Below are 21,206 nucleotides of genomic sequence, written 5' to 3'. Positions count from 1 at the left end.
GCGGCCGGTCGGCGGTAGCGTGGCAGCGGTGACCGGAATCGACCTGCACTGTCATTCGACCGCCAGCGACGGCACGTTCACCCCGGCCGAGTTGGTCCGGGCCGGAGCCGCCGCCGGGCTGGAGGTCATGGCGATCACCGACCACGACACCACCGGCGGCTGGGACGAGGCCGCCGCCGCCCGCCCCGCCGGCCTGCGCCTGATGCGGGGCGCCGAACTCTCCTGCCGCTGGCACGGAGCCGAGCCGGCCATCCCGTTGCACCTGCTCGCCTACCTGTTCGACCCGGCCGAGCCGGTCCTCGCCGGCGAACTGGCCCGGCTCCGCGAGGACCGGGAACAGCGGGCCGAGAAGATCGTCGGAAAACTGCGGGCGGACGGTGTGCCGATCTCGTGGGACGAGGTGAGCGGATACGCGGCCGGCGGTTCGGTCGGGCGGCCGCACATCGCCCAGGCGCTGATCAGAGCCGGTCTCGTGCGGACCACCACCGAGGCGTTCGCCTCCGCGTGGCTGGGCGCGCGGTACTTCGTACCAAAGTCTGATCTTGACGTTTTCGAAGCGGTGCGGTCGGTGCGTGAGGCTGGTGGGGTGGCCGTCTTCGCTCATCCGCGGGCGAGCAAGCGCGGGCGGGTGGTGCCCGACGAGCTGATCGTCGAGCTGGCCCGGGCCGGTCTCTTCGGCCTGGAGGCCGATCACGAGGACCACACGCCCGCCGAGCGGGCCCAGGTGCGGGCCCTCGCCGACCGGCTCGGCCTGGTCGTCACCGGATCATCCGACTTTCACGGTACGCACAAGCCGGTCCAGTTGGGAGCGTTCAAAACCGACCCCGAGGCGTACGAGAAGATCGTCTCGGCGGCGGCCGGAGTACCGGTCCTGGGGTGACACTCGACGCACCGGCCAGCGCCGGAGCATCCCGGCACCTACCTTGATCGGGTGAATGTCAAGCTGTTCGGCGAGTTCTTCGTGACGCTCCTGGTGATCGTCGACCCGCCCGGCATGGTCCCGGTCTTCCTCGCGCTCACCGGCGCCATGCAGGCGAAAGCCCGGAACCGGGCCGGCACCCAGGCCGTGCTGCTCGCCCTCGGCGTGATCATCGGGTTCGCGGTCGCCGGACAGACCCTCCTCGACTACCTGCACGTGGAGCTCCCGGCCCTACAGGCGGCCGGTGGCCTGCTGCTCGTGCTGGTCGCGCTGCAACTGCTCACCGGCAAGACCGACGAGCCCGCCGAACAGGCCGGCACCAGCAACGTCGCACTCGTGCCGATCGGCACCCCACTGCTCGCCGGGCCCGGCGCCATCGTCGCCACCATGCTGTTCGTACAGCGTGCCGAGAGCACCGACGAATACCTCCTCCTGGCCGCCGCCATCCTGGCCGTGATGGCCTGCGTGTGGCTGGTCCTGCGGTTCTCCGGGCTGATCGTCCGGCTGCTGCGCCCGGCCGGCATCGAGGTGCTCACCCGCATCGCCGGCCTCCTGCTGGCCGCCATCGCCGTACAGCTGATCGCCGACGCGGTGTTCGCCTTCGTGCAGTCCCACGCGGGCATGGTCTGAGTTTTGCCGGGAGTGCTGGCAGGATTGTTCCGTGCCCCCCACCCGATCACGTGCCACCAGGTCAGCGGTCCCCGAGCAGCTCGGCTTCGCCGGCATGCCCGAGCGGCTCTTCGTCTGCACGCCGAGCAAGCTCGGGGCCTATGCCGACTGCCCACGCCGGTATCGGTATTCCTACGTCGACCGGCCCAGCCCGCCCAAAGGCCCGCCGTGGGCGCACAACTCCCTCGGCGCCAGCGTGCACACGGCGCTGAAGAACTGGTTCGCCCTCGCCCCCGAGCGGCGCGAGCCCGAGGCGCTGCCCACCCTGCTCAAAGCCACCTGGGTGCGGGAAGGCTATCGCGACGTCGAGCAGGAGCGGGTCGTCTACCGCCGGGCGCTCGACTGGCTGGAGAGCTATGTGGCGACCCTCGACCCGGAGGAGGAGCCACTCGGTGTCGAGCGGGTGGTCGCCACCAAGACCTCGGTGCTGGCCCTGAACGGGCGGGCCGACCGCATCGACTCCCGGGGGCCCGAGGCGGTCATCGTCGACTACAAGACCGGGCGGTCCGGGCTCAGCTCCGACGACGCCCGGGGCTCGCAGGCGCTCGCGCTGTACGCGTACGCCGCCGAGCGGGTCTTCCGGCGTCCGTGCCGCCGCGTCGAGCTGCACCACCTGCCCACCGGCACGGTGGCCGTCCACGAGCACACCGAGGAGTCACTGGCCCGGCAGGTGCGCCGGGCCGAGGAGACCGCCCTCGACATCATGGCGGCCGAGAAGGCGGTGGCGGCGGGTGCTGACCCGGACGAGCAGTTCCCGGTCAATCCGGGGTCGCTGTGCGGGTGGTGCGACTTCCGCAAGGTGTGCCCGGCCGGGGCCGAGGCCGTGGCCAAGGAGCCGTGGACAGCGGTCGAGCACCTGACCACCTAGGCCACCTTCAGCCTGCCCGGCCCCGCCTGGCTGGTTGATCGTCTGGTGGGGTCAGGTCAGGCCGGCTCGTTCCATGGCGGCTCGGCGCAGTGGGGCCGTGCGGTACTGCTCGGGCAGGGTGGCCAGGACGCCGGCGATCAGGGCGCGCAGACCGCGGACCGAGAGGGCGGCGGCCATGTCGGTGGTGGGCCAGCCGAGGCCGCCGTACATCTTGCGGGCCCAGGCGGGCAGGAGGCCGAGCGCCGTCCCGGCGATGCCGAAGTAGGCCCACCGGGCCGGGCCCAGCGTCAGGCCGAGCCGGAACGGCAACCCACCCCAGTGGCCGGGGATCGGTGGCACGGTGAGGAAGACGGCGGCCTCCGCGCCGTCCCTGGTCAGGCCGAGCTCCGGGCGCATCGCCGTGAAGTAGGCCGCCACCTCGGCCGCGGTCGCCGGGACGGTCGCCGGGTCGAGGCCCACCAGCTCGGCGGAGCGCAGCTGCTCGGTGTAGTAGCCGTCGATCTCCTCCGGAGTGAGGTCCACCCCGGCACGCACGGCGGTGGTCAGGAACGACTCCACCTCGGCCACGTGCACCCAGCGCAGGAGGTCCGGCTCGTCGATCCGGAAGCGCTCCCCGGTCCGCGGATCGGTCGCCGACATCCGGGCGTGCAGCCGCCGGAGCCGGCTCGCCGCCTGCCGCACCTCGTCGGTCGTGCCGTAGATGACCGTCCCGACATAGTCCGAGGTGCGCATGAGGCGACCCCACGGGTCGGCCCGATAGCCGGAATTCTGCGCCACACCGGCCACCGCTCGCGGATGCAGCGCCTGGAGATAGAGCGAGCGCAGGCCGCCGAGCATCAGGATGGGTTCGCGGTGCAGTTTCCAGGTGACCGAGTCCGGTCCGAACAGCCCGACGTCTCCCGTCATGCCCTTCAGCCTGCCATGGCGTCGCGGCTTTCCCCGGCCCCCGCCGCCGTCGATCTGTTACGGCACGGCCTCAAGCGCGGTCGGGCTTGGACGCGGCCGGGCTTGGGTGCGGCTGGGCTCAGGCGAGGTCGGATCGGTCGGCTTGGCGGCGGGTCTGGCAGGCGGGGCACAGGCCCCAGAAGGTGATCTCGGCTTCGTCCAGGTCGAAGCCGTGGGTCTCACTGGGCGTCAGGCATGGGCGGCGGCCGACGGAACAGTCGACGTCGGCGATCGCGCCGCAACCCCGGCAGACGATGTGATGATGGTTGTCGCCGGCCCGGGCCTCGTAGCGGGCGGGGCTGCCGGCCGGCTCGATCCGGCGCGCCAGGCCGGCCCGGGACAGGGCACCCAGCACGTCGTAGACGGCCTGGGTGGAGACCGAGTCCAGCCGGGCGCGAACCTGCTGGGCGATCTCGTCGACCTCGAGGTGGCCGCCGTCGGTGAGGATGTCCAGCACGGCCAGCCGGGGGCGGGTGACACGCAACCCGTGCGCACGCAGGAGTTCCGCACCTGTGGACATCCGTCCATGACAACACGGGTACGCGGATTCACCAACAGGCGGTGATCACACTGAGATCGTCGAGGGAGTAGGGCGTGGTTCGGTCACGCTTCGCTGGCAATCGCCGCCAGGGGATGTTTGCGGCGTCACGCAACTCCTAAGCTAGCCACACCCCGGATCGAGGAGGAATTGGTGTTAGACCAGGTCAATGGCTTGCCGGTACATGTCCTCGTGCTCCACGCCGCCGTCATCTTCGTGCCCCTGCTGGCTCTCGGCGCGATCGTCTACGCCCTCGCCACGCCATTGCGCTCCCGGATCGGCTGGGCCGTGGGCCTGCTGGCCGTCACGGCGCCGCTCGCCGCCCTGATCACCATGCTCTCCGGTTCCGAGTTCTACGACCGGCTGCTCAGCAAGGAGCGGGTCTCCCCGGCCGGCAAGGAGATCCTCGACGGCCACATGGCGAACGGGACGCTCACCTTCTGGCTCACCCTCGGCCTCGGCGTGGTCACCCTGGTCCTGGTCGCCCTCACCTTCCGTGACCCCCGTGCCCTGCCGAAGGCCGCCGACATCGGCTTTGCCGTGGTCCTGGTGGTGCTGGCGGCCCTGAGCGGCTACTACCTCTACCAGACCGGAGACTCCGGAGCCACGGCCGTCTGGGGCACCTACTGACCCGGCACCGACCTCCCGAGCGCGCGGGTGGCGGGTTTCGCGAGCGGTCAGAGCACGACCCGGGCGCAGAGCAGGCAGATGACGACCAGGGCGATCGCGCCGACGACCAGGCCCACGCCGTAGGTGACGGTGCGGGCGGAGCCCTCCGCCTCGTCCAGCGCGTCCATGTCCTGCGGGGGCAGGGTGCGCGGCGGCGGCGGGTGGGCGATCGTCGGCGGGCGCCAGTCGGCGGGGGGCGGCTCGGCTCGGGGCGGGCCCGGGTACGGCGGCGTCTCCGGTTCGGGTGCCGGCTCGGGCCGGTCCAGTGGATCGGTGGACGGGTCTGGCCGCTGCCAGTAGGCGTCGTCGTCCGGAGGGCGCGTGGGGGAACTCACGTTCACCGACGGTACAGCCGGAGGGGGACGACGGCCGCAACGCTCGCGGCTTACCCTCGTAGTCGTGGACATCCTGGACGAGCCGGAGCGGGACAACGACGCCGAGCGCGAGGTCGACTTCGAATCCGAAGAGGCACCGGTGTTGCCCGACCAGACCCGTGATGACACCGAGCGCGGTTGGGGTGAGCGCAGCCACTCCAACGATGACCGCCTGCTCGAGGACCGCCCGCCCCACTGGGACTGACCGCCCGGCCCGGTCTCCCGGGGCGTCTCGGCGGATCAGCCGGGGCGGATCAGGATGGCGAAACCCCGGGCCGGAGTGTTTACCGCGCGGTCTGCCTCGTCAGGGGTGAGGGCCAGAAGTAGACCGCCGGTCACCGGGTCGTCGGCTCCGGTCACATCGAGGACCAGGGCCGAACTCGCCACCGGAGTGGGCCGGTCCCGGTCGCCGTCGATTCTCAGCAGGTCCACCCGGTTACCGGGGCGGACCACGGTCAGGGCTGTCGGGTCGGCCAGGCGGACCGGCACTCCGACACTGCCCGGTGGGATCGGCCGGGCGGCGGACTGCCCGGAAGCCGTCGCCGACGGTTCGCCGGTCGCGGACGAAGACGACCGTGGCGTCGCCGCCGTCGGCACGCAGCCGGACGGCTCGATCCACAGGACCGCGGCCGCTGTGATCAACAGCACCGTGGCCGTGGCCAGCCGGAGCAACATGCCTCGGCTCGGCCGGCGCCATCGCACGGGATCGAGGCGCTCGCCGGACCGTGCCGGAGCCGCGCGGGGCATGAGGGCCTCCAGGGATTCGCCGCACCCTGTCGAGCTGTCGTGGGAACGGCCGCGTCGACATCGGGCCGCCGGAAGAGCGACCGCATCGACGTTAGGCACGGGTGGCCCGGTGCCGTGCGGGCGCCTGTGGAGGACGGGCGAATGTGGAAAACCCCCGCCTCGCCAGGAAACCTGCTACGGCGAGGGGAACCAGCGGCGCATCGAGGCGGTGGCCGGGTTCGGGTGAGAACAGCGAAGCGCCGAGCCGGGTTCGGGGTGAGACAGAGCAGCGCCGAGCCGGGTTCGGGGTGGGAACAGCGAAGCGCCGAGCCGGTTGCCGGCTCGGCGCTTCGCGTCAGGGTGGTGGCGGTGCGCTCAGGAAGCGGCCGCGGCCTTTGCCCCACCGCTGCTCGACGAGGAGGTCGAGCTGCCGCTGGTGGAGGAGGAGGTCGAAGGGGGCGACGTCGTCGAGGTGGAGGTCGAGGTGCTGCTCGAGGTCTCCGGCTTCTTGGCGGGGGCGTCGCCGCCGCCCGGCTTCTCGGCGCTCACGCTGCCTGAGCGGGAGTCGTTGCGGTAGAAGCCCGAACCCTTGAAGACGATACCGACCGAGTTGAACACCTTGCGGAGTTTGCCGTGGCAGTTCGGGCACTCGGTGAGTGCCGGGTCGGAGAAGGATTGCACGGCTTCGAGCTGCTCACCGCACTCGGTGCAGGAGTACTGGTAGGTAGGCACGGCTCCTCCGGATCGATCGGCTCTTGGCACTCGCCAACTCCGAGTGCCAATGTTGCGGCATCGGAGGTCAGTTCGTCCACTCCGGGCCCGGCCTGAGGGAGAAGCGGGCGGGTGTATGCGGCCGCTCACGCGGGTCGAAGTGGGGCTGGTCACACCCGGTGGTTCGGGGCCGGGCGGACGGAGAGGCCGCCGGTCGGGGTGATCACGGCGTGGACGCGGCGGTCGTGCGGCTCGGCGGGAACGGTGTCGACGTCCTCGCCGTCGTGGAGGAGCGCCACGATCCGTGGGCCGGAGCGGGGCATGGCCACGCCGTGGTGGGAGGCGTCCAGGTGGGACAGGGCTCGGTCGTAGGAGCCGCCGCCGCGGCCCATGCGGGTGCCGTCCAGGGCTACGGCCAGGGCGGGGACCAGGACGAGGTCGGCGGCGCGCAGGGCGGCCGGGCCCAGTCGGGGGCCGGTGGGCTCCCGTAGGCCCCGGGCGGCGGGGGCCAGGTCGCCGGTGAATTCGGCCCAGTCCAGGTCGTTGTCGGGGAGCAGGACCGGCAGCAGCAGGCGGCCACCGGCGGGGAGTGCCCCGGCCAGGCGGTACGGGAGATCGAGGCCCCCGGGTTCGGAGCCGATCGGGACATAGGCGGCGATCGTGATCGGGTGCTCCGCCCGTACCAGAGCAAGGGTTTGATCTTGAAGTTTGGCCGCCGCGGCAGCGAGCGCCTTGTCCGAGAGTGATCGACGGACCGTGAGGAGCTGTGCGCGCAGCGCGATCTTGATTTGCAGTGATTTTTCCGCATCACCGGTTAAATCCGACATGCAACACCCCCTTTTGAAATGCGGCAAACGGTGCACACTATGTCAGCATCGCTGGAAGAGAAGGTCGCTCCCGGGAGGATGTGTGACACTTCGAGGCCGGCTGACCAGTGCATTCCTGGTCGTCGTGCTCGGTCCGGTCCTGCTCGGGGCGATTTTCGTCGCACTGACCGTGAGTGCCGTCAACCGTGATCGGACCACCGAACGCCTGGACCACGCGGCCACCACCGTGAGCGCCGCCGTGGGTGCTCTCTGCCGCCAGTTGCAGGCCGCAGCCGACGCGGTGGCGGTGGTTCCGGCCGAGAACCGGGTCGCCGTCGCCGATCAGCTGGTCGCCCGCGGGTTGGCCACGACGGTGGACGTGACCGTTCCGAATCAGCCGTTGCTGGGGCGTGCGGCGGCCCACAGCGGGAACGGGACGACCGGGCCGCTCAGCTGTGCCGACCCGGTGCCCGGGGGGACGGCCACGGCGTTCGCGGCTTACGCGTACGCCGACGAAGTGACCGTGGTCGCCGCCCAGGGCGTCGATCCCGCCCTGATGGAGCGGCTCGCTGATGCCGCCGGGGTGGCTGTGGCGATCGGCGTGCCGGCGCCGGATCCCGGCCCCCGCACGACCCGGCAGCTGACCGCGGTGCCCGGCCAGCCGTTGCCGCTCACGCTGAGCGTGCCCACCGGCGAACCCACCCTCCGGTACGCGTTCCTGTTCCTGATCGTGCTGGTCACCGCCGCGGTGGCGGTCCTGGCCGCCCGCTGGCTGGCCCGGTCGACCACCCGTCCGCTCGGTGACCTGGCCTGGGCCGCCGACCGGGTGGCGAACGGTGATCTGGACACCCGGGTGCCGATCCCGCGCCCGGACGAGCTGGGCCGGCTCGCCGCGACCTTCAACCGGATGACCCGTGAGCTGCAGTCCTACGTGCAGGCGCTGACCGCGAGCCGGGATCAGCTGCGCCGTCATCTGGCCATCCTCGGGGACACCCTGTCCAGTACGCACGACCTGGACCGGATCCTGCCGGTGATCCTGCGCACCGCGATGACCGCCACCGGCGCCCGGGCCGGGCTGCTGCTGCTCGCCGACCCGTCGGACGGGCGGCTGGCGGCCCGCTGCGGCGCCGGGCTGACCGGCGCGTGGGATCTGACGCCGGCCGAGCTGGTGCAGCGCCGCCTGCCGCCGGGCCTCGGCGTGCTGGGGACGGTGGCGTCGACCGGCCGGCCGATGCGCGGGACCGGCGGGCAGAGCCCGGACGAGCCGGTCTGCGAGTCGTATCTCGCGGTGCCGATCTGCGCGCCGCCGGCCGATCCGGAGACCGATCCGGAGCCGGGCACGCTGGGGGTGCTGGCCCTCTACGACCGGCTGGGCGGGCCCGCGTTCGAGGACACCGACCTGCGGACGCTGCGGACCTTCGCGGGGCAGGCCGGGGTGGCCGTGCACAACGTCCGGGTCCATGAGGAGGCACAGCGTCTTTCGCTGACCGATCCGCTGACCGGCCTCTGGAACTACCGTTATCTGCGTGAGGTGCTGCGCCGCGAGGTGGAGCGGGCCAGCCGGTTCGGCCGGATGCTCACCGTCCTGGTCCTCGACCTGGACCACTTCAAGGAGGTGAACGACACGTACGGGCACACCGCGGGCGATCAGGTGCTGGGCGAGTTCGCGCGGCGCATCCGGATCGGGCTGCGGGAGGTCGACGTGGCGTTCCGCCAGGGCGGGGAGGAGTTCGTGGTGCTGTTGCCGGAGACGGACGCGTACGGCGGTGTGATCGTCGCCGAGCGGCTGGGCGCCGCGGTACGGGACCGGCCGGTGCCGGTCGATCCGCGCCGGCCCGGGCTCGACGACCGGATCTCGATCAGCGTCTCGATCGGGATCGCCGTCTTCCCCGAGCACGGCGGCACCGCCCAGCAGGTGCTGGACGCCGCCGACGAGGCGCTGTACGCCGCGAAGCACGCCGGGCGGGACACCTATCGGCTCGCGGAACGGGTTTCCCGGGCCGGGGCGGAGGGGCATCTGGACGCCGCGACCGCCACCACAGGTGGGCCGCAGCCGCCGCGACACGGCCACGGCCGATAGTCTCGCGGCATGCCCGGCCACGAACCCAGTGAAGGTGAAGTGACTGAATGACGACGAAGCGCGCCGTCAAGGCGGTGATTCCCGCGGCGGGACTCGCGACCCGCTTCCTCCCGGCCACGAAGGCGGTGCCCAAGGAACTGCTGCCGGTGGTGGACCGGCCGGTTCTCCAGTACATCGTCGAGGAGGCCGCGTCCGCCGGCATCACCGACGTCCTGCTGGTCACCGGCCGTGGCAAGACCGCCATGGTGGACCACTTCGACCGGCGGCCGGATGTCGAGGCCCGGCTCGAGGAGAAGGGCGACCACGAGCGTCTCGCCGCGGTGCGCCGGTCCAGTGAGCTGGCCGACATCTACACCTGCCGGCAGGGTGAGCCACTCGGGCTGGGGCACGCGGTCGGCTGCGCCGCCTCGCACGTCGGCGACAACCCGTTCGCGGTGCTGCTCGGCGACGAGTTCGTCGAGGAGGACAAGCCGCTGCTCCCGGCCATGCTCGACCTCCAGGCGCGGACCGGCGGCATCGTCCTGGCCTTCATGGAGGTCGCGCCGGAGGAGACCTCCCGGTACGGCATCGCCTCGATCCGGGAGAGCGACCTGGGCGAGGACGTCGTCGAGGTGACCGGCCTGGTGGAGAAGCCGGCGCCGGGGGATGCCCCGAGCAACCTCGCGGTCCTCGGCCGGTACGTGCTGCCCGGCTCGATCTTCGACGTCATCGCCGACACGAAGCCCGGCAACGGCGGCGAGATCCAGCTGACCGACGCGATGGCCGCCATGCTGGCCGACGGGGTGCCGGTGCACGGCATCGTCTACCGCGGCCACCGGTACGACACCGGCATGCCGCTCGGCTACCTCCAGGCCGTCGTCCAGCTCGCGGTGCAGCGACCCGACCTGGGCGAGGAGTTCCGGGCCTGGCTCACCGAATTCATCGGCGGCCGGAAGGGATGACCGCCACGGCCGATCGCGAGGCGGCCGCTTCCAACGAGCTGATGCCTCTCGCCGAGTACCTGGGCAGCGTGCTGCGCAGGCTCCGCGCGCTGCCTCCGCTCGACCTCGACCTCACCCAGGCGCACGGGAACGTGCTCGCCGCCGACGTGGTGGCGCCGCATCCGTTCCCGGCGTTCGACCAGGCCGCGATCGACGGGTACGCGGCCCGATGGGAAGACCTGGCCGGCGCCGGGCGCATCGGGTCGCACCCGTCGTTCGGGCAGTTCGAGAACACCGCCCGTACGGTCCGGCTGAACGTGGTCGGCGACATGGGCGCGGCACACTGGCGGCCGGTCCGGATCACCCCGGGCACCTGCTTCTCGGTGGCGGCCGGGGCGCCGCTGCCGATCGGCGCCGACGTGGTCGTCCCGGTCCACTGGACCGATCAGGGCATGGCCGCCGTCGAGATCCTGCACGCCCCGAAACGGGGTTCCGGGGTCCGCCGGGCCGGTGAGGAGTTCGCCGTCGGGCAGCTGCTCGCCGCCGCCGGGTCGTACGTCGCCCCGCCCATGGTCGCCGTCTTCGCCGCCGCCGGGATCGGCCACGTGCTGGTCCGGCCCAGCCCCCGGGTGGTGGTCGTGGCCACCGGCGACGAGCTGGTCGACGTGGGCCGGCCCAGCCAGCCAGGCCAGGTGGTGGACGCCAACTCGCACGCGCTCACCGCGGCGGCCGTGGAGGCGGGCGCGCTGGCGTACCGGATCGGGATCTGTGACGACGACCCGGAAGGGCTGCGCGGCCTGCTGGAGGACCAGACGCTGCGCGCCGACCTGATCATCACGACCGGCGGGACCGGCACCGGCCCCGGCGACATGCTGCGCCGGGTGCTGTCCCGGCCCGGTCCGAGCCGCGGCACCGTCGAGTTCACCGACGTCGCCCTCTGCCCGGGCACCGCGCTCGGCTTCGGCACCGTCGGCGGCGAGGAGGTGCCGGTGGTCTGCCTGCCCGGAGAGCCGGGCGCCGCCCTGATCGGCTTCGAGGTGCTGGCCCGGCCGGTGATCCAGCTGCTCGCCGGCGCCGAACCGGTGTTCCGTCCCGGGGTCAAGGCACACCTGCTGGAGACCGTCTCCTCGCCCGGTGGGCTGCGCGAGTTCCGGCCGGCGCACGTCGCCGAGCGGCGCGGTGGCGGTTACACGGTGCAGCCGCTCGCCGGAGGGCCGTACACTCTCTCCGGTTTGGCCGAGGCGAACGGCCTGCTGGTGCTCGGCGAACGGGTCACCACAGCGGCCGCCGGCTCGACCGTCGACGTACTGCTGCTCGACCGGAGGCGATGAATGCTCGGGGCCACCACACCCGGATGGCCCGCTGTGCTCTCGGACGGGGCCGTGCTGCTCCGGCCGTACAAGCGGGGTGACGCCCGGGCCTGGTCCGAGGTGCGGATCGCGAACCAGGCGTGGCTGGCGCCCTGGGAGTCGGCGCCGCCCGGACCGTGGGCGGAGATGAACTCGCCCCGCGCCTACGGCTACGTCTACCGCGACATGAAACGGGCCGCCCGCAACGGCGACAGCATGCCGTTCGCCGTCTGCCTGGTCGAGGACGGGCGGGAACGCCTGGTCGGCCACGTCAACCTGGGCAACATCGTGCGGCGGGCGTTCGCGTCGGCGTACGCGGGCTACTGGGTCGATCACCGGGTGGCCGGCCGGGGCGTGATCCCGACCGCGCTCGCGCTCGCCGTGGACCACGCGTTCGGGCCGGGCGGGCTGCACCGGATCGAGGTCAACATCCGGCCGGAGAACGGGCCGAGCCGCCGGGTGGTGGAGAAGCTGGGGTTCCGCGAGGAGGCCTACCACCAGAGGTACATGCACATCGACGGTGGTTGGCGGGATCACCTCGGCTACGCGATGACGAGCGAAGAGGTCGCCGGCGAGGGTGGCCTGCTGGCGCGGTGGCGGCGCGCCCGTACCTCTAAATGATCTTGAAGGTCGGAGAGCCTCCGGCGCGGCGCGCGAAATATCACGGCTACCGCCCGTAACCTCGCATTCGTCGTGTCCTTTTCCGTGGCGGATCGGAGGCCTGAGGGTGCCGACCTCGGTGCTCCTTGCGGTCCTCGCCGCGGCGGGTCTGCTCGCTCTCGCTCCGGCGCTGGCCCGCCGGTACGATCCCGCCGAGCGCCTCGCCGCGGAGCGGGCGTCATCGACGGCGCGGGTGCTGCAACGCCGCCGCCGTCCGCGCACCGTGCCCGGACGCCGACCGATAAACCCCGCCCGCCAGGTCACGGTTACGGTTCCGGCCCCATCGAGTGATCCCACGCCACCCGAACGCAGGCTCCGCCTCGTCACCGGCCGGCCACGCCGCATCCCACGCCGCCGCGGCACACCCGCCGTCGTCCGCCGCCGCCGGGTCTTCGCCGCCCTGGTGCTGCTCAACGCCATCGAGCTGGTCGGCGTACTGGTCGTCGGCCCCGGATTCTGGATCAGCTTCGCCGTCACCGGCAGCCTCCTCGGCCTGTACCTCGTACACCTGCGCAACCGCGCCATCGCCGACCGCCGCCGCCGGCGCGTCCAGGCCCGCGAAGCCGCCTGGCTCGCCGCCCGCCAGGCCGAGGTCCGCCGCGAACAGGCCCGCCGCGCCGCCGCCCGCCGCGAGGCCCAGCGCCGCCTCGCCGCCCAGCGCGAAGCCGTCCGGCGGGCCGCCATGGGCCTCGACCGGGAACCCTCCGACCTGCCCGTCGCCGCCAACGGCGGCTCGGTCTCCTATCGGAGGCGCGGCGGGCTGCGTGGTCGCCCCTACGAGGCCGGCGGCCGGCATCATCACGCTTCATAGCGGGGTACGGCCTACGCCGCCCCCGACGATCGACCCCGTCCCGCCGGCCCCGGCGACCTGGCTGCCAGTCCAGCCGGTGCCGCCCGCATCCGGGCGGGGCTGCCCTGCCGCTTCTCGGTAGGGCGGTTCGCGAGGCGCATGGACGACCTGTTAACCTTTCCTCGGTTCCACGGTGAGCGATCATCGAGGGCCAAGGGGCTGTGGCGCAGTCTGGTAGCGCACCTCGTTCGCATCGAGGGGGTCTGGGGTTCAAATCCCCACAGCTCCACCCTTTGGAAACGCCCGAACTTCGGTTCGGGCGTTTTTGGTTTGTCAGCAGAGGGTGACGTCGTTCGGTTTTCAGCACTGTTCGAATGGACCGAACGGCAGGCGAAACCGAACCGCGAGCGGCTGCTGGAGTTGGCCCGGCGGTGCTTGCGCGAGTTCGGCTGGCGATCGAGCGCCGGCCGCTCAGGAATCCGACGGTGACATGGCCGCGGCCGTCACGCTGCCCGAGGTGGCTCTACCGCTGGACTTCGGGCGGGTGGTCGCGGCAAAGGGTGCCCGTTTCGCCCGCTTTATATGCCGACGCTATGCGATCTTGAACGATTGGCCACCCGAAACGGTGGCAGATCGACCAAGATTGGCTCGCGAGTCGGGATGACGCCATGGCCATCCGAAGGCGCGACGTGACATCGCGGCCACCCGCAACCGGGAAACAGGCTCCAGACGTACCCTAAGTAAGGGTTTTGACCGCTACCGTCTGGTCTGCGGTGATCTCGCCGGTGGGGATGAAGCCCAGCCTGGCGTAGAACGGCGCGGGACCGCCCTCGCGGGGCTCGTAGGTGACGTAGGCGCGGGTTTCGCCGCGGGAGCGGATCTCGGCGCAGACGGCCTCCACCGCGAAGGTGCCGTAGCCGTGGCCCTGGCGGCCGGCGGCGATGTTGAGGCGCCAGAGGCCGGAGCGCAGGTCGGTGGGGTCGGAGGGTTCGCCCCACGGGGTGTCGAGGAAGGCCATCACGAAGCCGACCAGCTCGTCGCGGTCGTAGATCAGGCGTGGCCAGGCGTATTCGGGGTAGACGTATGCCTCGGCGAGGGACTTGACCACCGGCGCGACCAGGTCGTCCTGGTCGGGGCGGACGGAGAGGGACAGTGCCGCCTCGTAGTTGTCCGGGTCGACCTTGCGCAGATGCATTCCGGCAGGTTAGCGGTGCAGGTGGAAGGCGGCGATCTCCTCCACCCGGGTCCGGGTGACGCCGGCCAGTTGTTCGACGGCGAGCGGGTGGCCGGTCGGTTCCAGTTCGATGTACGGCAACTGTCCGACGGCCCGGGTGTGCACGTTCGTCCGCAGGTTGAGCGTCGACGGTTCGTACCCGGCGATGATGTTGGAGAGCCAGCCGAAGTAGGGCGGCTCCTTCTCGCGGCCGGGCTGTTCCCAGACGTCGACCGCGCGGGTGAAGCTGTCGCGGCTCAGCGACACCCACATGCTGTAGGTGAAAATTTCTCCGGTGTCCCAGACCGGCAGTTCGATCAGGCCACGGACGAAGAACTGCTCCCCGGCGATCACGCACAGGTCCGCGTCCAGCAGGCAGCCTTCCTGGTCCGCCATGTCCGGCTGCCAGAAATCCGGGGCCGGGGCGGCGAAACTGAGCGGCGGGCCGTCGTGCAAGGCCCCGCACGTGCCGCAGGAGAACTGCTCGGTGCTCATGGCCGCGAAGCATACGGGCGGCCCCGGTAGTGACGGTCGGCACAGCCGCCGCAGGTGCCTGATCTGGGTGAAAAGCGAGTCTTGCTACTTTTGGGTGGTACCTCTGAATCAAGTCTCGGAGGTGACGTCACATGAAAGCACCACTGCCCGACAACGAGATCGAGCGGCTGGCGGCGCTGTACTCGCTCGACATCCTCGACAGCCCCCCGGAGAAGGATTTCGACGACATCGTCGCGCTGGCGGCCGGGGTCTGTGAGGCGCCCATCGCGATGGTCAGCCTGGTCGACGCCGACCGGCAGTGGGCCAAGGCCCGGACCGGCTCCGAGGTGGCGGAGACCTCCCGGGACGTGTCCATCTGCGCCCACGCCATCCTCGGCCGTGACCTGCTCGTCGTCCCGGACACCCGGCTGGACGACCGGTTCGCCGACATGCCGGCGGTGGCCGCGACCGGGGGCATCCGGTTCTACGCCGGGATGCCGCTGCTCACCACCGACGGGTTCGCGCTCGGCACCCTCTGCGTCACGGACTTCGAACCGCGGCGGCTCGACATGGAGCAGCAGCAGGCGCTGCGCGCCCTCGCCCGGCAGGTGACCGCCCAACTGGAGCTGCGCCGGTACGCCTTCGCGCTGGCCAACACCACGGCCCGGCTCCAGGAGCTGGAGCGCCGCAAGGACGACCTGGCCGGTCTGGTCGGCGGGGAGCTGCGGTCGTCGCTGCGGCTCATGTCGGGGTACCTGGAACGGCTGGGCGACACCGGCTACCACGACGCCGAGATGGCGGACCTGGTCGGGCGGGCCACGGCGGCACACGTACGGGGGTTCCGCGAGCTGATCGAGCACCTCACCACGATGGCCGACGCCGGGCTGGGCGGGGACAGCCTGCACATGCGGCAGTGCGACCTCACCCGGGTCACCCAGCGGGCGGTGGAGGCGGTACGCCCGATCGCCGCCAGCAAGCACATCTGGATCCTCAACCAGGCGGGCGGCCCGTCGTTGCCGATCATCGCCGATCCGGTGCGCCTGGAGCAGGTCCTGACCCATCTGCTGTTCGCCGCGGTCAAGTACACGCCGGAGGGCGGCCGGGTACGGGTCGGCACCGAGATGGAGTCCGGCCCGACCGTACGGCTGGACGACATGGACCTGCCCGACGGCGTACGGCCCGACCTGTTCCCGCACCTGTACTACGGGGCCATCGCCAACCCGACCGACGTACCGGGGCCGGACCGGGGGCTGGCCGTCGCCAAACGAATCCTGGACGCCCATCACGCCACCGTGGCCCTCTCCGACCGGCCGGGCGACGGGACGTCACTGCACGTCGTGTTCCCGTACGCCGAGATGACCCCGGCCGAGATGGTCCGGGACCTGGCCATCGCCTGAGTACGAGCGGAACCCGCCCCCGATCGGCTGCAGTTCGGTCGGGGGCGGGCCGGTCTCATCGCCGTACCGGTGGCCTTCCGTGCGTGCTCGGCGGCAAGGTGTCCACCTCGGGCGCCATCCGCTGCCCGGGCGGCATCGGCGCCGGCTCCTCCGGCGGTGGAACCGGCGAGCGCGGGGCCAGCCCGGCCCGGTTGAGCTTGTGCCAGCGCAACCGCCCACCGGTCAGGGCCGTGGTCGCCGACTGCAACAGCACCAGATACATCAGCTGCCGGTACGCGAACTGCTGCAACGGCAGCCGGAGCAGCGGCTTGAACGACTCCTTGTCGAGGCGGAACGCGACCCCCGCGGTGAACAGCTGGAGGGCCAGCATGCCGAGCCAGGCCGCCACGGTCTCCTGGCGTTCCCAGAAGACCAGGCCGTACACGAGCATGATGTCGACCACCGGCGCCAGCATCGGCAGCGCCACCCCGAAGAGGGCGAGGAACGGCAGCCCCACCCGCCCGAAGCGGCCGGACGGCCCGGACTCGAACAGTGACCGGCGGTGCTTCCACATCGCCTGCATGGTCCCGTAGCTCCACCGGTACCGCTGGCGGTACAGCTGCTCCAGCGTGGTCGGCGCCTCGGTCCAGGCCAGGGCGTCCTCCACGTAGACGACCCGCCACCCCTTCCGGCACAGCGCCATCGTGACGTCGGTGTCCTCGGCCAGGGTCTCGTCGCTGACCCCGCCCACCTGGGCCAGCGCCTCCCGCCGGAACGCGCCGATCGCGCCGGGCACGGTGGGCATGCAGTTCAGCACCTCGTAGAGGCGGCGGTCCAGGTTGAAGCCGATCACGTACTCGATGTGCTGCCAGGTGGCGACCATGGTCTCCCGGTTGCCGACCTTGACGTTGCCGGCCACCGCGCCCACCGACGGGTCGCCGAACGGCTGGACCAGCCGGTGCAGCGCATCGGGTTCGAAGACGGTGTCGCCGTCGACCATCACGATCAGGTCGTGCTTCGCCAGGGCCACGCCGGTGTTGAGGGCGTTCGGCTTGCCGCCGTTGGGCACCCGGACCACCCGCACGTGCGGCAGGTCCATCCGGTCGACCAGGTCGGCGGTGCCGTCGGTGGAGCCGTCGTCGACCACCACCACCTCGATCATCGGATGGTTGCCGCCGGCCAGTGAGCGGACCGCGGCCTCGATGCCCTCCTTCTCGTTGTAGGCGGGCACGATCACCGAGACCGGCTCGAACACCTCAGGGCCCCAGCTCCAGCCGGGCTTGCGCCGCTGCCGGGCGTTGCGCGTCGCGAGCGCGAGCATGAGCAGCGTACGGCCGATGGTCAGCAGCCCGACCACCAGGAAGAGCACGGCGATCGCGGTGACCATGCCGTCGGCCAGGCTGACCGTCCAGATCAGGGCCATGCCGCGCCACTTGTCGCTGGCCGGCGCCTCGGGGTTGACCGGCAGCGCCGCCGCGGGGGCGTCCGTGCGCCCGGCGAGGCCCAGGTTGAGCCCCTCGGTGACGGTGGTGAAGCGGTAGCCCTGGGCCTTCATCCGCGGGATGAACTCGCGCAGCGCCGCGACGGTCTGCGAGCGCTCGCCTCCGGCGTCGTGGAAGAGGACGATCGCGGACTGGCCGTCGGTCGGGGTGGCGTTGGCGATGATCTCGTCGATTCCGGGGCGCTCCCAGTCCCGGCTGTCCCTGTCGTTGACCACGACCAGGTAGCCGAGGGCGCCGGCCTCCTTGACCAGCTTCCAGTTCTCGCTGTCGATGGCCGGGTTCTTGGACGAGTACGGGAACCGGGCCAGGTTGGTGTGCACCCCGGCGGCCCGGGCGATCGCCACCTGGTTCTGGGACAGCTCGAGCTCCCGCCGCCACGGGGCGAGCTTCTGCATGTTGCGATGGGTGAAGGTGTGCAGGCCCAGTTCGTGGCCGCCGTCCACGATGTGCTCGGTCAGCTCGGGTTGCCTGGCGACCTGGGCGCCGACGACGAAGAAGGTGGCGTGGGCGTCCTGCTCGCGCAGCACTTCCAGGATCTTCGGCGTCCACACCGGATCCGGTCCGTCGTCGAAGGTGAGCGCGATGGTGCGCTCCGGCAGCCGGCTGGTGCTCTCCTGGCCGCCGGTGGCGTTGATGATCGGGCCGCCGTCGCGGATCGTCGCCGGCACCCCGGCGTGGTCGCCGGCCTTGCTCCCCACGTGGTCGCCGGTGAACTTCGGGTTGATGTACGTCTGCACGAACAGCACCGCCGTGAAGAACCCGACCAGGAGCGTGCCGAGCAGCACGCGCGGCGGGGGCACGATGCGGCGCCGGTTGCGGGCCCGGCGGGACGGGGGAGTCACGGGGCGGCCCGGGTGGATGGCGGGGCGCTGTCGGCCGGGTCGTCGGCGACCGGAGGCAGCGACGGCGGGGCTGTGGGCGTGGCGGTGTCGTCGGCCGGTGCCGGGCCGCCACCACCGGTGCCGCCGGAGTCGGGCGCGACCGGCGGGGCCGGCGGCACCGGCACGGTCGGGTCCGGGTCCGGGGTGATCGTCGTGGTGGGGGTCGGCGTCGGCGTCGTGGTGGACTCCAGCGTCTTGGTGGCCGTGGCGCTGGGCGTTCCGGTGGCCGACGGCTGGGTGGCCGACTGCGCCGGCTCGCTGGAGGTCTTCGCGGACTGGCTCGCGGTACGCCGTTCGGTGCCGCCGGTACGCCGCTCCACCGATTCGACGTGCCGGGTCGGGGTGGCGTTCGGCGTGGGTGTCGGCGCCGGGGTGGGACTGGCGGTGGGCTCCTGCTCCTCGTCCTCGTCGTCCTCGTCCAGTCCGGGCAGCGGGAACACCGCGCTCGAGCTCACCGGACCGCCGGCCAGGCTGATGCCCACCAGACCGCCGTACACGACGAGAAGGATGCCGAAGGCCAGTGCGAGGCGCCGGAGCAACCGGCTGCGGCGTCCGGTGGAGTCCACGAACACCGGCGCCGGCTCCGGCACGGTGATCACTTCCGTGGGGGAGTGGGGGTCGTGTGGGTCTCTGGGCTCCTGCGAAGTCACGCGGCGAGCTTAAGAACATTTATCGCGATCTTGGCACAGATCACTCACAAGGGGGACAGTCGACTGATCCTCTGAAATGGGACGAAATGCTAGGCGGGGTGATTTGGCCGGTCGGAGGGGGTGTGAACCCGTTTCGTTGACCAGCGGCGCGGCGTCGGATCGACAGACGTTATGCCCTTGTCCGAAGCAATTTACTGTCGTATTCCCGACTGCGTGATCGAGCATTTCTCGCGAAAGGATAAAACCGATAAGAGAAGTAAGAACTTAATGTCTGAATCGCTGTGATGGTGGGAGCGACACGACAAACTCCTGGCCGCACCCGTTGTGCACGCCATCCGACCTAGTTAAGCTCTTGTTGCGCGCCCCAATCGCCCGCTTCCCCCGTGGCAGGCGATCGGGGCGCGCCCTTCTGTTTCCGGGCTGTCGCCGCTAGATCCAGCGGCCCCCGAGCCACATGCGCACCGACCAGTCGTCGTAGGGCAGCAGTGTGCCCACGAAGACCGGGTAGAAGTAGGCGAAGCACAGCGCGACCAGCACGACGTAGGTGGACACCGCGACGGCGCCGATGAGCTGCCGGTCGGAACGGCTCGCCCCCGTCGCCATCCCGCCCGGGGGCGTCATGATCGCCCCGAGCACGTAGACCACCGCCAGGATCAGGAACGGCAGCGCCGGCATCACGTAGAACGCGAACATCGTGCGCCCGTCCTTGACCGCGAAGTAGAACCACGGCAGCAGGCCGGCCACCGCGCCGGTCATGATCGCGTAGGCCCGCCAGTCCCGCCGGGCGATCCCGAACCAGGCCAGCGCGCCCAGCGCCGGCAGGAACGACCACCACAGGACCGGCGTGCCCAGGAGCAGGATCTCAGCAGCGCAGCTCGGCGCACCGCAGTTGCCGGCCGTGCTCCAGTAGAAGGCCACCGGACGGCCCAGCAGCAGCCACTGCCACGGCCACGACTGGTAGGTGTGCTTCTCGGTCAGTCCGGTGTGGAAGTTGAACGCCTCGGAGTGGTAGTGGGCCAGGTTCAGCAGCGCGCCGACGACCGGCGGTTCGCTCCAGCCGTTGTCCGCCCGGTAGTGCCGGAAGTAGCCGTTGTCGGTGACGAACCAGCCGGTCCAGCTGGCCAGGTAGACGCCGATGGCCAGACCGAAGCAGAGCAGCAGCCAGCCCAGGTCGCCGAGGATCCCGGCCAGCACCGGCCCGCGCACCCCGGCGGAGCGCCGCGCCTGCACCCGCCAGACGATCACCAGGGCCGCGAAGAACGGCGCGAAGAAGACGGCGCTCCACTTGACACTGCACGCCATGCCGAAGGTGATCCCGGCGACCAGCAGCCACCACGGCACGATCAGCGGCACGGTCGGCGTCTTCTCCGGGTCGTAGCCCCGCTCCAGCGCCCGCAGCCAGCGGCGGCGGTAGTGGTCCCGGTCCAGCACCAGGGCGCCGAAGGTCATCAGGATGAACAGGCCGATGAAGATGTCCAGCAGCGACGTCCGGGAGAGGACCAGCTGGAAGCCGTCCAGCGTCATCAGCAGACCGGCGATCCCGGCCAGCACGATCGAGTGGAACAGCCGGAACGCGATCCGGATGAGGATCAGCACCATCAGCGTGCCGGCGACCGCGGTGGAGAACCGCCAGCCCAGCTCGGTGTTGCCGTACACCGTCTCGCCGAGCGCGATCAGCCACTTGCCGAGCGGGGGGTGCACGACGTACGCCGCGCCGTTGACCTTCTCGTCCCACTCGAAGCCGTGCTGGAGCATGTCCCAGGCGTCGGTCGGGTAGTACACCTCGTCGAAGATGTAACCCTTCGGCTTGTCCAGCCCGGCGAACCGCAGGATGCCGGCCACCACGACGATGATCAGGGTGATGAGCCACGAGTAGGGATTGAACCGTTGGTCCAGCGTCGACAGCCGACGCCGGACGATCTCGGGCACATCACGCACGCCTGGGGATGACCCCGTCCCGGCGGGGGGGTCCGCGGGGGTGAGGTCTGTGTCAGCTGTCGCCGCCGTCGTCACCCCGAGATCGTAGGACGGAAGCCTGAGAACCGGTGCCCGCCATCACCACCTCTTGCCATGTGATGGACTTTTG

At 71.3% G+C, this 21,206-nt stretch carries 22 protein-coding genes and 1 tRNA gene; 12 read left to right on the top strand and 11 right to left on the bottom strand.

The genetic code is table 11. The features are described from left to right. Positions 1 to 28 precede the first annotated feature (28 nt). The 3 genes from BJ964_RS07100 to BJ964_RS07090 all read left to right on the top strand — a co-directional run bounded on the left by BJ964_RS07100 (position 29) and on the right by BJ964_RS07090 (position 2,456). A complete protein-coding gene (locus BJ964_RS07100) occupies positions 29 to 880 on the top strand; it encodes a PHP domain-containing protein (RefSeq protein WP_188119934.1) in 852 nt (283 codons plus the stop codon). 51 nt (positions 881 to 931) lie between these two features. Beyond that, positions 932 to 1,549: a MarC family protein gene (locus tag BJ964_RS07095; RefSeq protein ID WP_188119933.1), complete on the top strand. Its 618-nt coding sequence runs from the start codon at positions 932 to 934 to the stop codon at positions 1,547 to 1,549. Positions 1,550 to 1,643: 94 nt separating this feature from the next. Beyond that, positions 1,644 to 2,456 (top strand): RecB family exonuclease, encoded by an 813-nt coding sequence (locus tag BJ964_RS07090; RefSeq protein WP_223149970.1) that lies wholly within the window; start codon positions 1,644 to 1,646, stop codon positions 2,454 to 2,456. 51 nt (positions 2,457 to 2,507) lie between these two features. On the opposite strand, the gene BJ964_RS07085 is transcribed toward BJ964_RS07090, so the two are convergent. Both BJ964_RS07085 and BJ964_RS07080 read right to left on the bottom strand, forming a co-directional pair. Continuing rightward, entirely contained in the window at positions 2,508 to 3,362 is an 855-nt protein-coding gene (locus BJ964_RS07085; protein WP_188119931.1) for an oxygenase MpaB family protein, read from the bottom strand. A gap of 118 nt (positions 3,363 to 3,480) precedes the next feature. Then, the gene (locus tag BJ964_RS07080) at positions 3,481 to 3,921 is read right to left on the bottom strand and encodes a Fur family transcriptional regulator (RefSeq protein WP_188119930.1); all 441 of its coding nucleotides are present in this window, start codon (positions 3,919 to 3,921) and stop codon (positions 3,481 to 3,483) included. Positions 3,922 to 4,113: 192 nt separating this feature from the next. Between BJ964_RS07080 and BJ964_RS07075 the strand changes: the two genes are divergently transcribed. Then, on the top strand, positions 4,114 to 4,569 hold the full coding sequence (locus BJ964_RS07075; protein ID WP_229806604.1) for a DUF2231 domain-containing protein: 456 nt from the start codon (positions 4,114 to 4,116) through the stop codon (positions 4,567 to 4,569). 47 nt (positions 4,570 to 4,616) lie between these two features. Here BJ964_RS07075 and BJ964_RS07070 read toward each other — a convergent pair whose 3' ends face one another. Then, on the bottom strand, positions 4,617 to 4,943 hold the full coding sequence (locus BJ964_RS07070; protein ID WP_229806603.1) for a translation initiation factor 2: 327 nt from the start codon (positions 4,941 to 4,943) through the stop codon (positions 4,617 to 4,619). A gap of 64 nt (positions 4,944 to 5,007) precedes the next feature. Here BJ964_RS07070 and BJ964_RS07065 point away from each other — a divergent pair, with 64 nt between their 5' ends. Then, complete coding sequence (locus tag BJ964_RS07065; protein ID WP_183222573.1) at positions 5,008 to 5,187, top strand: hypothetical protein; 180 nt, start codon at positions 5,008 to 5,010, stop codon at positions 5,185 to 5,187. A 35-nt stretch (positions 5,188 to 5,222) separates the two neighbouring features. Here BJ964_RS07065 and BJ964_RS07060 read toward each other — a convergent pair whose 3' ends face one another. From BJ964_RS07060 to BJ964_RS07050, 3 genes are all read right to left on the bottom strand, one after another. After that, positions 5,223 to 5,657, bottom strand: coding sequence for a hypothetical protein (locus BJ964_RS07060; protein WP_229806602.1), 435 nt, complete (start codon positions 5,655 to 5,657; stop codon positions 5,223 to 5,225). A gap of 426 nt (positions 5,658 to 6,083) precedes the next feature. Continuing rightward, positions 6,084 to 6,440: an FmdB family zinc ribbon protein gene (locus tag BJ964_RS07055; RefSeq protein ID WP_188119926.1), complete on the bottom strand. Its 357-nt coding sequence runs from the start codon at positions 6,438 to 6,440 to the stop codon at positions 6,084 to 6,086. Between the two features lie 149 nt (positions 6,441 to 6,589). After that, positions 6,590 to 7,246, bottom strand: a complete 657-nt coding sequence (locus BJ964_RS07050; protein WP_188119925.1) for a 5-formyltetrahydrofolate cyclo-ligase — start codon at positions 7,244 to 7,246, stop codon at positions 6,590 to 6,592. 82 nt (positions 7,247 to 7,328) lie between these two features. On the opposite strand from BJ964_RS07050, the gene BJ964_RS07045 reads away from it, so the two are divergent. From BJ964_RS07045 to BJ964_RS07020, 6 genes are all read left to right on the top strand, one after another. After that, positions 7,329 to 9,305, top strand: coding sequence for a GGDEF domain-containing protein (locus BJ964_RS07045; protein WP_188119924.1), 1,977 nt, complete (start codon positions 7,329 to 7,331; stop codon positions 9,303 to 9,305). A 47-nt stretch (positions 9,306 to 9,352) separates the two neighbouring features. Further along, entirely contained in the window at positions 9,353 to 10,246 is an 894-nt protein-coding gene (locus tag BJ964_RS07040; RefSeq protein WP_188119923.1) for a UTP--glucose-1-phosphate uridylyltransferase, read from the top strand. Next, positions 10,243 to 11,556 carry a molybdopterin molybdotransferase MoeA gene (locus tag BJ964_RS07035; RefSeq protein ID WP_188119922.1) on the top strand — a complete coding sequence of 438 codons (1,314 nt, stop codon included), beginning with the start codon at positions 10,243 to 10,245 and terminating at the stop codon, positions 11,554 to 11,556. The genes BJ964_RS07040 and BJ964_RS07035 overlap by 4 nt, the downstream gene beginning before the upstream one ends. Beyond that, complete coding sequence (locus BJ964_RS07030) at positions 11,557 to 12,195, top strand: GNAT family N-acetyltransferase (protein WP_188119921.1); 639 nt, start codon at positions 11,557 to 11,559, stop codon at positions 12,193 to 12,195. A gap of 100 nt (positions 12,196 to 12,295) precedes the next feature. Then, positions 12,296 to 13,045, top strand: coding sequence for a divisome protein SepX/GlpR (gene sepX, locus BJ964_RS07025; RefSeq protein WP_188126828.1), 750 nt, complete (start codon positions 12,296 to 12,298; stop codon positions 13,043 to 13,045). Between the two features lie 194 nt (positions 13,046 to 13,239). Next, a tRNA-Ala gene (locus BJ964_RS07020) sits at positions 13,240 to 13,313 on the top strand. 447 nt (positions 13,314 to 13,760) lie between these two features. Here the strand turns inward: BJ964_RS07020 and BJ964_RS07015 are convergent. Continuing rightward, positions 13,761 to 14,219, bottom strand: coding sequence for a GNAT family N-acetyltransferase (locus tag BJ964_RS07015; RefSeq protein ID WP_188119920.1), 459 nt, complete (start codon positions 14,217 to 14,219; stop codon positions 13,761 to 13,763). Positions 14,220 to 14,228: 9 nt separating this feature from the next. Continuing rightward, positions 14,229 to 14,732: a DUF2199 domain-containing protein gene (locus tag BJ964_RS07010; protein ID WP_188119919.1), complete on the bottom strand. Its 504-nt coding sequence runs from the start codon at positions 14,730 to 14,732 to the stop codon at positions 14,229 to 14,231. A 131-nt stretch (positions 14,733 to 14,863) separates the two neighbouring features. Between BJ964_RS07010 and BJ964_RS07005 the strand changes: the two genes are divergently transcribed. After that, a complete protein-coding gene (locus BJ964_RS07005; RefSeq protein ID WP_188119918.1) occupies positions 14,864 to 16,108 on the top strand; it encodes a GAF domain-containing sensor histidine kinase in 1,245 nt (414 codons plus the stop codon). A 55-nt stretch (positions 16,109 to 16,163) separates the two neighbouring features. On the opposite strand, the gene BJ964_RS07000 is transcribed toward BJ964_RS07005, so the two are convergent. The 3 genes from BJ964_RS07000 to BJ964_RS06990 form a co-directional block, all read right to left on the bottom strand. Next, positions 16,164 to 18,431: a bifunctional polysaccharide deacetylase/glycosyltransferase family 2 protein gene (locus tag BJ964_RS07000; protein WP_203832495.1), complete on the bottom strand. Its 2,268-nt coding sequence runs from the start codon at positions 18,429 to 18,431 to the stop codon at positions 16,164 to 16,166. Then, positions 18,428 to 19,120 (bottom strand): hypothetical protein, encoded by a 693-nt coding sequence (locus BJ964_RS06995; RefSeq protein ID WP_188127574.1) that lies wholly within the window; start codon positions 19,118 to 19,120, stop codon positions 18,428 to 18,430. The genes BJ964_RS07000 and BJ964_RS06995 overlap by 4 nt, the downstream gene beginning before the upstream one ends. A 429-nt stretch (positions 19,121 to 19,549) precedes the next feature. Next, entirely contained in the window at positions 19,550 to 21,133 is a 1,584-nt protein-coding gene (locus BJ964_RS06990; protein ID WP_188119917.1) for a dolichyl-phosphate-mannose--protein mannosyltransferase, read from the bottom strand. Between the last annotated feature and the right edge of the window lie 73 nt (positions 21,134 to 21,206).

Origin of the sequence: Actinoplanes lobatus, assembly GCF_014205215.1 — a bacterium.
Classification (GTDB): Bacteria; Actinomycetota; Actinomycetes; order Mycobacteriales; family Micromonosporaceae; genus Actinoplanes; species Actinoplanes lobatus.
Note: the sequence above shows the minus strand (reverse complement) of the source record. Positions and strands in the feature narration are given on the sequence as shown.

Coding starts and splice junctions, on each gene's coding strand:
- BJ964_RS07090 (WP_223149970.1), top strand. CDS start 1,644: ATGCCCGAGCGGCTCTTCGTCTGCACGCCGAGCAAGCTCGGGGCCTAT.
- BJ964_RS07085 (WP_188119931.1), bottom strand. CDS start 3,362: ATGACGGGAGACGTCGGGCTGTTCGGACCGGACTCGGTCACCTGGAAA.
- BJ964_RS07080 (WP_188119930.1), bottom strand. CDS start 3,921: ATGTCCACAGGTGCGGAACTCCTGCGTGCGCACGGGTTGCGTGTCACC.
- BJ964_RS07060 (WP_229806602.1), bottom strand. CDS start 5,657: ATGTTGCTCCGGCTGGCCACGGCCACGGTGCTGTTGATCACAGCGGCC.
- BJ964_RS07050 (WP_188119925.1), bottom strand. CDS start 7,246: ATGTCGGATTTAACCGGTGATGCGGAAAAATCACTGCAAATCAAGATC.
- BJ964_RS07040 (WP_188119923.1), top strand. CDS start 9,353: ATGACGACGAAGCGCGCCGTCAAGGCGGTGATTCCCGCGGCGGGACTC.
- BJ964_RS07035 (WP_188119922.1), top strand. CDS start 10,243: ATGACCGCCACGGCCGATCGCGAGGCGGCCGCTTCCAACGAGCTGATG.
- BJ964_RS07030 (WP_188119921.1), top strand. CDS start 11,557: ATGCTCGGGGCCACCACACCCGGATGGCCCGCTGTGCTCTCGGACGGG.
- BJ964_RS07015 (WP_188119920.1), bottom strand. CDS start 14,219: ATGCATCTGCGCAAGGTCGACCCGGACAACTACGAGGCGGCACTGTCC.
- BJ964_RS07010 (WP_188119919.1), bottom strand. CDS start 14,732: ATGAGCACCGAGCAGTTCTCCTGCGGCACGTGCGGGGCCTTGCACGAC.
- BJ964_RS07005 (WP_188119918.1), top strand. CDS start 14,864: ATGAAAGCACCACTGCCCGACAACGAGATCGAGCGGCTGGCGGCGCTG.